The 11,869-nt window shown below is 36.9% G+C and carries 9 protein-coding genes; 5 read left to right on the forward strand and 4 right to left on the reverse strand.

Annotated elements, in window-relative coordinates:
- Positions 1–5 precede the first annotated feature (5 nt).
- From purS to htpG, 5 genes are all read left to right on the forward strand, one after another.
- Positions 6–242, forward strand: a complete 237-nt coding sequence (gene purS, locus ACTTKV_RS00070; RefSeq protein WP_087577064.1) for a phosphoribosylformylglycinamidine synthase subunit PurS — start codon at positions 6–8, stop codon at positions 240–242.
- Positions 239–904: a phosphoribosylformylglycinamidine synthase I gene (gene purQ, locus ACTTKV_RS00075; RefSeq protein ID WP_442548652.1), complete on the forward strand. Its 666-nt coding sequence runs from the start codon at positions 239–241 to the stop codon at positions 902–904. Before purS ends, purQ begins: the two co-directional genes overlap by 4 nt.
- Entirely contained in the window at positions 898–2,193 is a 1,296-nt protein-coding gene (locus tag ACTTKV_RS00080; RefSeq protein ID WP_442548653.1) for an SH3 domain-containing protein, read from the forward strand. The genes purQ and ACTTKV_RS00080 overlap by 7 nt, the downstream gene beginning before the upstream one ends.
- Complete coding sequence (locus ACTTKV_RS00085) at positions 2,174–2,848, forward strand: lysophospholipid acyltransferase family protein (RefSeq protein ID WP_442548654.1); 675 nt, start codon at positions 2,174–2,176, stop codon at positions 2,846–2,848. The genes ACTTKV_RS00080 and ACTTKV_RS00085 overlap by 20 nt, the downstream gene beginning before the upstream one ends.
- A gap of 227 nt (positions 2,849–3,075) precedes the next feature.
- Positions 3,076–4,932: a molecular chaperone HtpG gene (htpG, locus tag ACTTKV_RS00090; RefSeq protein WP_442548655.1), complete on the forward strand. Its 1,857-nt coding sequence runs from the start codon at positions 3,076–3,078 to the stop codon at positions 4,930–4,932.
- Positions 4,933–4,990: 58 nt separating this feature from the next.
- On the opposite strand, the gene ACTTKV_RS00095 is transcribed toward htpG, so the two are convergent.
- The 4 genes from ACTTKV_RS00095 to sdhB all read right to left on the reverse strand — a co-directional run bounded on the left by ACTTKV_RS00095 (position 4,991) and on the right by sdhB (position 11,862).
- The gene (locus tag ACTTKV_RS00095) at positions 4,991–9,067 is read right to left on the reverse strand and encodes a hypothetical protein (protein ID WP_442548656.1); all 4,077 of its coding nucleotides are present in this window, start codon (positions 9,065–9,067) and stop codon (positions 4,991–4,993) included.
- A gap of 73 nt (positions 9,068–9,140) precedes the next feature.
- Positions 9,141–9,698 (reverse strand): hypothetical protein, encoded by a 558-nt coding sequence (locus tag ACTTKV_RS00100; protein WP_442548657.1) that lies wholly within the window; start codon positions 9,696–9,698, stop codon positions 9,141–9,143.
- A gap of 338 nt (positions 9,699–10,036) precedes the next feature.
- Entirely contained in the window at positions 10,037–10,894 is an 858-nt protein-coding gene (gene sdhE, locus ACTTKV_RS00105; protein WP_442548658.1) for an 8-methylmenaquinol:fumarate reductase membrane anchor subunit, read from the reverse strand.
- 2 nt (positions 10,895–10,896) lie between these two features.
- Positions 10,897–11,862, reverse strand: a complete 966-nt coding sequence (gene sdhB / locus ACTTKV_RS00110) for an 8-methylmenaquinol:fumarate reductase iron-sulfur subunit (protein WP_442548659.1) — start codon at positions 11,860–11,862, stop codon at positions 10,897–10,899.
- Positions 11,863–11,869: the final 7 nt, after the last annotated feature.

Here is an 11,869-nt window from a genome sequence, read left to right on the forward strand (position 1 = left end):
CAAAGATGAAAGCTGTTGTAAATATAGCATTAAGAAGTGGGGTCCTTGACCCTGCTGGTAAAGCAGTGGAGCACGCTCTAAATTCTCTCGGATTTAGTGGTGTGTCAAATGTCAGAATAGGCAAACAAATCGTTTTAGATATCGACGAGAGCGATAAAAACAAAGCAAACGAGCAGCTAAAAGTAATGTGCGAAGAGCTTCTAGCTAACACTGTCATCGAAGACTACGAGATCGTGCTATGAAAGTAGCGATCATACTTTTTCCTGGCACAAACTGTGAAGAAGATACGGCTCACGCATTTAAATTACTTGGCTGCCAAACACAGATCATATGGCACAAAGAGGATAAGATAGAGGCTGATCTAGTCGTTTTGCCTGGTGGTTTTAGCTACGGCGACTATCTAAGAACAGCTGCGATAGCTAAATTTAGCCCAGCTATGCAGGCCGTAAAAGAGCATGCGAAAAAAGGCGGCTATATCTTGGGAATTTGCAATGGTTTTCAGATGCTTCTTGAGCTTGGGCTTTTAAAAGGTGCTATGAGAAGAAATGAAAATTTAAATTTCGTCTCAAAATATCACCATCTAAAAGTGATCTCAAATAACAATAAATTCCTGGCAAATTTAACCAAAAATGAAGTAGTGAATATACCTATCGCCCACGGAGAAGGAAACTACTACACTGACGAAAATACGCTAAAAAGCCTATATGACAATGAGCAAGTGCTGCTAAAATATTGCGATGCTAAAGGCAACGAAATAAATCCAAACGGTTCAGTCGACAATATAGCTGGAATCTGCGATGAAAGCAAAAGAATATTTGGTCTTATGCCCCATCCTGAGCGCGCTTGTGAGAAAATTTTAGGTACAGATGATGGCATGAAAATGCTAAAAGGGCTAGTTTGGTAAAAAAGATCCTCTTTGTCTCCCTGCTCATAATAAATTTATTTGCTGTAAACACTGATGAAGTTAGTGTTTTTGATATGATGGATGAAGCCAGGGAGGATAAATTTGTAAATAGTCCTGCCGCAAAGCCGAAAACTCAAAAACCAGCTAGAGAGCAAGACTTTTCAAGAAAATTTGTATCACCACAGCCAGAGCGCATCACTCCGGAACAGATGAGAAATATCGTACCAACAAATGAGCCAGATATTAATGTTCCTGATAATCAAATCTACGATAAGATCAAAGTTAAAGAACTTCTTCTAAAAGCTACAAATGTTCCAAAAAATGTCGTTATAGGAGAAATTTTTAGTATTGAGATTGTAGCTGATACGCAAAACGACCTTGAGTTTGAGTTTGAGACACAGCTTGACGAAACAAGCATAAAATGGCTAAACAAGAAGAATTTTCAATGGGTAAGAGGCGATGAAAATAAGTATATAGGTACATTTTATCTAGAAGCGACAAATATCGATGCCAAGACTTTAAGAGTTAGCCTAAATTTAAAAAGAAATGGCGAAAACTACCAAAACTCAAATATAAATATCTTTTTACCAAAGCTAAAAGAGCTTAGAAGCGACGAGAATTACAACCATATCGTAGCCGACAACCTTGAAGTCAAAAAATTTAAAACAACAAAATTTGATGATATAAATAATATCATGGTTGTAGAAATTTATGGCAATAACGTAGATCTAAGTGCTTTTAATATTGAAAATAAGACAATCTTAAAGCAAGGCGTAGATACGATAAATGGTGATTTCAACTCACAAAGTGCATATTATTTTGCGGTTTTTAAACCAAATAAAAAATCGCTTGATTTCAACTACTACAACCTAAAAAAGGCCAAATTTGAAAGCTTTTCTTTGCCGGTTAGTGTTGAAGATGACGAAGTAAGTACACAAATCGGACTTAACCCAAAACAAAGCGAATTTAGCACCTACAAAGATATTACGATCTACTCTTGTGTAGTAATTTTTATATTGCTAGCTATTTGGCGCAGAAAATTTAGCTACTTTTTTGTAGCTGCTGTTTTTATAGCGCTTGGGGTTTACACCTATAATCCTTTCGGGAAAGCTATCTTGAAACCAGATGTTAGTGTTTCTATTTTGCCAACTAAAAATTCGACTATTTTCTACACATCTCGCAAAAATGAAAATGTTGAAATTTTAGATACAAAAAACGACTATTCGAAAATTTTATTTACCGACGGCAAAATTGGCTGGGTAAAAAAGGATGATCTTGTCAAAAATTAGAGCTCTTTTCTTTTCAATTACATTCGTTCTTAGTGTTATTTTGGTGGTTTTTTTTATGTGGCTCTTTAACTCCAAAAATAGAACTATTAGAAAATTTTGGGGCAGAACGCAAAGATTTTTTGGTGGCTATAAGCTTGAAGTAATTGGTGATTTTAAAGATGAGGCCAATATCTTACTCATAAATCATCAAAGCATGCTTGATATTATTGTCCTAGAAGAGGTTCATCCAAAAAACCTTTGTTGGATCGCAAAGGCACAAATAGGCAAAATTCCTATAATAGGCAAAATTTTAAGCATACCAAAGATGATAGCAGTTGAACGTGAAAACAAGCACTCTTTAATAAAACTTTTAAAAGAAGCTAAAGATAGAGTTGAAAACGGTCGTGTTTTAGCGATTTTTCCAGAAGGAACAAGATCGCAAACTAACAAGCTTTTACCTTTTAAAGGTGGAGCTAAAATGCTTGTAGAAAAGCTAAATTTAAAGGTTCAGCCTATCGTAATCATTGGAAGTGACGCTTTGAAAGTAAAGGAGTTTAGCTTTAAAAAAGCAGATATTAGAATATTTTGTCTTGATCTAGTAGATACCTCTAAAGAAAATTGGTTAGAAGTCACAAGAGAAAATATGCAAAATGTTTTAGATAAAAATAGACAATAAATATCTTTTAAAACTTTAGCTTTCTAAAATTTTTATTATCTATAAATTTCTTTTATTTGTTTGATTTTATGCTTTACCAGTGTACCACCTTGCAAGTAAAAGAGAGATTCTCTTTTGTAACTATAAAAATTTTTGTAAAAAACTTGATAGTGATACTATCAATGTTAAGAGTATTTTTATCACTTTGTGTTATAATCTGCCAAAATTTTAAAACAAGGAAAAGAAAAATGGCAGATAAATTTGAATTTCAAACCGAGGTTAATGACCTTCTAAATTTAATGATTCACTCTCTTTACTCAAACAAAGAGATATTTTTAAGAGAGCTTATCTCAAACTCAAACGATGCGCTCGACAAGCTAAACTACCTTTGTTTGACCGACGAAAAGTACAAAAAATTAAACTATACTCCAAGAATTGATATTAAGATCGATGAAAAAGCCAAAACACTGACTATTAGTGATAACGGCATTGGTATGGACAAAGATGAGCTTATCGCAAATTTGGGCACAATAGCAAGAAGCGGCACAAAAGGCTTTATGAAAAATTTAAGCGGCGATGCAAAAAAAGATAGTTCGTTAATAGGTCAGTTTGGTGTTGGCTTTTACTCAGCCTTTATGGTAGCAAACAAGATCGAAGTCATCAGCCAAAGAGCACTTGGCGATAAGGCCTACAAATGGACATCTGATGCAAAAAACTACGAGATAGAAGAGACTAGCAAAGAGAGCTTTGGCACTGATATCACTTTGTATTTAAACGATGATGAGTTTGCAAATTCTTGGCGTATTGAAGAGATAGTCAAGAAGTATTCAAACCACATTCCTTATCCTATATTTATGGATAAGCAAAGCTATGTCGCTCCAAAAGAAGGCGAAAAGGAAGGCACATATGAGACTAAAAATGAGCAGATAAACAAGGCAAATGCGCTTTGGAGGCTAAATAAAGCTAGCCTTAAAGAGCAAGATTACAACGACTTTTATAAACAAATTTCTCACGACAGTAGCGATCCTCTCCTTTATATTCACACAAAGGCCGAAGGCAAGATCGAGTACTCGACGCTATTTTACGTACCAAGCTCTGAGCCATTTGATCTATTTAGAGTCGATTATCAAAGTGGCGTAAAGCTTTATGTAAAAAGAGTTTTTATCACAGATGATGCAAAAGAACTCTTGCCGCCATATTTAAGATTTATCAAGGGTATCATTGATGTTGAGGATCTGCCATTAAATGTGAGCCGTGAAATTTTACAAGAAAATGCGATCATGAGAAGTGTCAAAGAGCAAAGCGTGAAGAAAATTTTAAGCGAGCTTGCAAAGCTAAAAGATAACGATCGTGAAAAATACATAAAATTTTACAAACTATTTGGTAAGGTTTTAAAAGAAGGTCTTTATGGATTTAGTGCTGAAAAAGAGCAAATTTTAGATCTTTGTCTATTTAAAAGCTCAAAAAGAGATGGTTTAATTAGCCTAAAAGAGTACAAAGAGGCAATGAAAGATGATCAAAAGTCGATCTATTATATCAGTGGTAACAACGAAAACATGCTAAGAAATTCTCCACTCCTTGAGAGCTTTAAGAAAAATGATATCGAGGTTCTTATTATGGATGAAGAGATAGATACGATCGTTATGCCAATGGTGAATGAATTTGACAAAACTCCTATAAAATCTATCTCTCACGCTGATATCAATGACGAGATAAAAAGCGATGAAAAGGTAGATGAGAGTAAAGTCGCAAACACACTTGTTAAAATGAAAGAAATTTTAAAAGATGAAGTTAAAGACGTAAAACTTAGCTCAAGACTCTCAAGCTCTGCTGCGGTGCTTATCTATGATAAAAACGATCCTGATTACGCTATGCAAGAGATGCTAAAACAAATGGGACAAGGTGCAAACGCTCCAAAAGTTAAGCCGATCTTGGAAATCAACGCTGATCATGAAATTTTTGCAAAACTAGAGAAGAATGAAGCTATGATTTATGACATTGCGCCTTTACTTCTTGATATGGCAAGGTTAAATGAAGGCATGAGCCTAGAAAATCCAGCTAAATTTTCAGAGTTGCTAACGAAAGTTATGCTAAAAGCTATCTAAATTTATAAAGCCCAAGAGAAATTTTGGGCTTTACTCTACATGTACAAATTAAAAATTTCTATAATAGATCGACCTGTACACCATCTTGGATCTCAAGAAAAACAGTGTGTCTTGTGTTTATTGTATTTCCATTGATGGTTTCTTGGCGATTAAATGTCGCTTTATAGACTTGATTGACTGCGTCACCCTCACTTGTAACATCTACTTTGTTGTATATGTCACCGACAACACTATGTTTTCTATTTAGCGTAGCAACATCAGCTTTTGTAGCTTTTACAAAGTCATGTGTGAGCTGTACTAGGTCTTTGCTGTCGCCTATGACTTTTAACACTGTATTTACACTCTCACTAGCTGCACTATTGCTTGCATCTCTTGTGTTTCTGCTATCAATAATATCAAAGACACCATCTGGGCTAAATTTTATAGATACCGCTTGATCGGCACTGCCTAGCTGGATCTTTTCAAAGTTATTTATTTTTTTAACGTTATCTAAATTTGAAAAATCCACATCATCAACGACTATTAGAGTATCCACTCCACCTCTACCATCTATCGCCCTACCCTTGCTATAAACAAAGGCATCATCTAGGTTGCCACCTTTTATATCGCCCTCTTGTCTTAGGTATACTGGGTCGCCAAAATTTGACTCGCCATATTTGCTAGTGTCGCTTAGTTCGTAAGAATTTGTAGTCCCTATCTTTTTTAGATGTCCATTTTGGATAAGTGCTTCAACATAATTATTACTAAAAAGATGCGTGCCGCTACCTTGTGCTCCAACTAGCATAGATGAAGGATATGGATCTTGGGGGCCATAAGTGTTTGCTACACTTTTTGGAAGCATATATAAAGATAAGTTCATCTCACCAGTTCCGTCCATATACTCCATATCAAGTTTATAAAAACCAGCTTTATCAAATGTAAAATCCCTACTCCACCACTGACCATTTTTACCATATGATGCTTCGGTAGATGGATTTATATAATTAGTCGCACTTCCAAATTTTTGTGTCGTTCCATTTATAGTAAGCTCTGCATAGTTATGCAAGTCTGCTGCTCTTACAGAATATATTCCAGGTGCACTTACATATATCCAACCATTCATCTTCATAACAAGATCGGATCCAACAGGATTTGACTCACCAAGGGTATAGTTGCCGGGTCTACCTTTTAAAACTCCATTTACAAAGCTTATATTCTCACCTGTGCCAGCAGCGGTATCGACACCATTTCTAAATTTCTTTGGCGCATATGGATTAGACGCATCATATAAGGCACTATCTCCATGTCTACCAACTCTAGCCAGGTCCTCCGCATGCATATTTCCTTGATCAGACAAGGTCTTATAGTGTCTTCCTGAAGCAAACTGCACAACATCATAGGTAGTAGAGGCGCTTGGAGAATAAATTTCCATATAGTCTTTATAGATAGGCTTGCCACCTTGCGTGCTATAAACACCAGAATTGTTACCAACTCTAGCTCTCCATGACGGATCTACGTAGTTGTAAAACCACATATCAGCATCAAGGCCACTATTACCAATAAATGTTACTGTGCTAATAGAGACGTTTCCTGCAGCGTCAGAATTTTTTATCATAAAATTTGCTCCAGTGCTATTAGATGATAGGGCAAAATTTTCAGAATAAGTGTGTGTATTATCAAGAGACGAGCTTTTGTGAACAGAATTTAGCAAATCATAAAGATCAACTTTATTTATGGTATTTTTATTAAGAGTGTTGTTGCCATTTGAGTCGGTTCCGATACTGCCTGAAATGTCTACACTAGTGACATTAGATGTGGCGTTTGGTGTGCCTATCGCATCTGGAGTAGCATCAAGATCGACTCGAACCAAGAGATCATCATCTTTTGTTTCATCACTCTTTAAAACAGTCGCTCTAATATTTGAGTATCTCTCATCTAGCTTTATCCCAAGCGCTTCAAAGTCCATATTTACACGCTTGTCTGCACCTACAACTAGATCTATATAGTTTTGTCCGTTTGGTAAAATTTTAGCATTACCAAGATCATCTTCAAGAGCCAAACGAAGTTTTGTTCCAGGAGCACGATCTACACCAAAGACTATATTTGGTTGCTCATCGTTAGTAAGCGAAATGTTATACTCTTTTATAGTTTTGCTCTCATTATCGAAGTTATTTTTCTGAATAACTTTTTCATTATCCCCTGCTCTTAAGTATTTTGCAATATTTATAACTCCGCCGTCTATCTGCGTAGCAAGCTTTACATCATCAATATACTCTAAAATTCCAAAGTCAAATAATCTACCACGGATACCATCAGTCGTCGTAGCCTCGCCAGGTGTTGAAATAGTCGCTCTAACCGGCGTAGAATGATCCATAGAAATAGGAACGCCTGGTATGCTAAATTTACCACCAGCTATTGGAAGTGGTGCTGAGCCATCGCTTGGTATAGCCGTTAGTCCATCATCGCTTATGGTATATTTGACAGTTGTTGTAACAGATGGTATGGTAGGAGTTGATATCGTGACGTTTATATTGCTTCCTGGTTTTGTATTGTTAGGCAGGTAAATATCAAGATCACTTTGGGTTGACGGCGAGCCTGAAGGAGTCGTTATGCTATCTATCAAACCGTCACCGTCATTATCCCTTGCAAATTGCACCTTTATACTATTATCTAGAGTTATCTTATCTGTGACTGGGGCTGCTTTGTTGCCAGCTTTGTCAGTAAATGTAGTTGTAAAATTTGTAGTAAGTCCATAAAGTCTTGTGGTGGTCTCTATCGTACCATTATTTACGCTAATAGGCACGCCATCATCTCTTGTCGCACTATATACACCAGATGTATCTTGAGAAATTTTAATAGTAATCTTATCTGTTTTGCCGTCACTTCCTGCGATATCTATCTCAAATTTATCACCATCTCTTGTATCGTTTGGAATTTTTATCTTTATAGATGTTTTTACGCCATCAGGACTAAAACCACTCTCCTTGCTAGTTAGAATGCCGTCTTTATCGCCATCTTTTGCAAACTGCACATGTGGGGATTTTATAGGTGCAACTATGTCACTTGAAATTTCACTCACACTTGAAGCTTTTGGAGTGCCAGTCGTTCCGTCAATGATCGTCGTGCTTAGTCTTTTTCTGCTTGGATCACTCGAGTTTGTTGGATCAGTGATTGTGATCTTGCCATTTTCGATGGGAATGATCTCTGTACCACCATCAAGTGTAGCACTAAGTCCGTCAGGTGCGATAGTATATGTCTTTGTTACACTTGTTGGCGTGCTAGCTGGATCATCAACTTTTATACGGATCTTATCGCCAACTGCGGCATTGTTTGGTATATAAATATCTATCGATAAGGCCGTACCGCCACTTTTTGTAAGTTCAGCTAAATTTATAATCCCATCTTTATTATCATCAAGAGTAAAAACAGCGATTGGTTCATTGTTGTTTGCTATGGTTATGGTTTCAGTTGCACCTGGATTGCCCGACTTACTTATCATTTGTATATTGACATTTGTAGGCGTTGAAGATGAAATTTTAACCGCATTTGCTACGTTAAAACCGACATTTCCACCACTTTCACTTGTGAGCGGATAGCTCTCGCCACTCTCTTTATCTATAAGCGTGTTTTGTGATGTTTTAACCAGCACTTTTTCATGTAAAGTTCCGTCAGGATCAGTAGTAGTTAGTTTTATCTTATCGCCTATTTTCATATTTGGCGACAAGATGATCTTAGCATCATCACTTGGTGTACTAACTGCTGGATTAAAGCTATTTTCGCTTGCATCTATGACACCATCGCCGTTTAAATCTTTTCCCAAAACGACCTTTTTAAAGCCAAGAGTCGGAGTGATTGTATCAACGCTTGCAGCTATCTTTGCTACAGATGAGCTAGTACCATTTGCTAGAGTGATACTAGAATTTACACTAAATGTAGCATTTGGAGTGACAGCGACACTTGGAATGATAAATTCTTTTTGCTCTGGGTTTGTAGCATTTGGCACAATAGGTAAAATTTCACTTGGATTATTTATATTTATCACGCTTGTGCCAGCTTGATCAACTTTATAAACAAGTACAGTCTTTACACCGTTATTTACGATTTCCAATGCCACTTTGTCGTTTGGTTTAAAATCATTATTAAAAGTAACCGCCATACTAGTATGATTTGCATCGCCGCCTGCTTCTGCAATATTTATGTAGCCATCACCATCAATGTCTTTTAAAATTTTAACACTTGGTGCCGCAATAACCGGAGCACTCTCTTTTTCGCTCTACCGCCGATACCGCTCCACCAACAAAACTATGTGGCAATGCCGACTCGTTTGATACAACAGGTAGTACAACCGCACTGCCATCAACACTAACAATATTTGAGATATGACCTTGCATATCAAAGTTTAAACCATTTATACTTGCAAAACTACTGCTGTGGCTTGAGCCATGAGAACTATGGCTTGCGTTGTGAGAGTTGTCATCTTCGCCTTTGTTTTTTGTTTCTTCATTCTCACTAAGAAATTTTCTCTTATCTTCTTCTATCTGTGCTTCGCTGCCTTGCGTGTTAAAATTTACCTTTGATAGCTCTTTTGTGATGATAATAGTTTGGGGCTCAAGTAGCGTGATAGGCGAAGCGTGGTAGAAATTTATAACGATAGTGTCACCGCTACTTTGTGTGATGATCTCGTCGCCTAAAAATATCTCATCACCTTGCTTTAAAGCGATCAATTTTCCATCACGTTTTACAAATACTTTTCCGCTTATTTTTGCAACGATACCAACATTTTGCATATTTAGTCCTTTAAATTTTGCTATTCAATCCATTAAAATTTCACGCGATTATAGCCAAATAAATGTTTATATAAATAAAAGAATTTATATAATAAATTTTATTATTTTTGATCCTTTTTTTGCATTTAAAAATAAATTAATTTTTTTATGAAATACCAAAAACTCGCTCTCGGATTTTAGCAGGAGAAGAAAATCAAATTTTTATAAATTTTATAATAAGCACGTTTAAATGGTATAAAGTAAATTTTAAAACAATTATGTTATTAAAATATATGTATTTTTGATAACTAGAACAATAAATTTTAAAAACTCCCACGCTTAAAAGGCGTGGGATAAATTTATGCTCTTTTACTAGCATCAACGATATTTAGGTCAAGCCCCAGATCCTCAATAGATAGTCCAAGTGCAAGGCCTACAAGCTGAGATAGGTGGATGATAGGTTTTCTTACGTTTGAGTTGTTTTCATCTTGATATCTCTCTTGGTAGATATCAAGCTGCATTTGACAAAGAGGACATGGTGTGACAACTACGTCAGCGCCGTTTTCATCAGCATTATTTACGATCTGGCTAGACATTTTTCTTACTGATTTTCCAGCTGGATAGCTAGCGTGGAAGCCGCAGCAGTCAAGCCTCTTTTCAAATGGTACAATAGTAGCACCAAGTGCACTTACAACGGTTTCAAAGCTCTTTGGATTGACTGAACTTTCTCTATTATGCAGATCCTTTTCGGGTCTTAGGCTGTGACAACCGTAAAATAGTGCCACTTTTAGGCCACTAAGTGGTTTAACAACCTTTGCTTTTAGAGTATCTATATCTTTATAAAGCTCCCAAAGAAGGCTTGTAACCTCGGTTGAGCCGTTATATTTCATATTGCCTTCAGCCAAGAAAGTATTTATACGATCCTTTGCTCCCTTATCAAGCGTGCTTTTTGCTCTTGTTAGAGTTAGCATACAAGTTGAGCATGTCGTAAGCATCGGCATATTCATCTGCTCTGCAAGTGCTATGTTTCTAGCGTTTGCTACAAGTGCAGCGATAGGATCCACGTCTTGTGCTTGTTGAGCCCCACAGCAACTCCAGCCCCTTATCTCGTGAAGCTTCCAGCCAAGTACTGGAGCGATAGCCTCAAGCGACATCTTAGCCTCTTTAGCTGCTTGAGAGAGTACGCATCCTGGGAAAAAAGCGAATTCGTTTTGCATAATTACTCCTTACTAGCAGCTTTGCGAGCCGCATTTATCATTTTTACTAGATCATCATGTCCTTCGATATCCTCTTCACCAAAAATATGAAGTGGATTCATCTTACCTGCGAGCATTAAATTTGCAGCAATATCCATTTTGCCCATATTTTTAAATACTCCCTCAGAACGAAGTGCAAGCTTGATCTCATTTAGTCTACCTGAGCCATCAACTAGATCAGTTAAGAATGCCTCAGCGTGATCTGGCCCCATACCATCATCAAAGCCTTTTTGTATAGCCATGATGCGAAGATCAGTTATATCTTTACATGCACTTATACCTTTTGGACATCGATCAGCGCACTCTTGACACTTTACACACATCCAAAGGCCGTTGTCGATAGCTGGTTTTAAGTGCGGCATAGGATCTTTGTTGCGTGAGTCAAACGCCGCTCTATAAGCATACACAAAGACAAATGGCTGCATATAGTCGCTCGCATCAGCTTCAAGCTTATTACACTCGCTAGCACAGGCTCCACAAAGTATGCAGTCCCATTCAAGAGCTACTTTGTCATACTCTTTTTGACTTTGTTTGCAGCCTTTTTCTGCGCTAAATTCTGACTTAGCAGTGATACTAGGCTTAATCTTGCGTAAATTTTCAATACTTGGCTCCCAGTCCACCATGAGGTCTGAGATCACTTTGAAATTTCCAAGTGGAGAAATTCTTATGCTCTCTGGGTTATCATACTCCGCCAAAAGCTCATTCATCTTTGTATCACAGGCTAGATATGAGTGGCCATTTACTCTAACAGCGCACGCTCCACATATCGCCGAGCGGCAAGATGCTGTGAAATTTAACGTCGCATCCTTTTTTTGTTTGATATCAAGAAGCACTGTTAAAAGAGTTTTTCCTTCGATTTCTTCGTTTGTTAGTTCATAAGTTGATTCATATTTTTTAGTTCCGTCAAAGCGGTCGATAATAATTTTCATCTTAGCT

This window comes from Campylobacter sp. (assembly GCF_052169515.1).
Classification (GTDB): domain Bacteria; phylum Campylobacterota; class Campylobacteria; order Campylobacterales; family Campylobacteraceae; genus Campylobacter_A.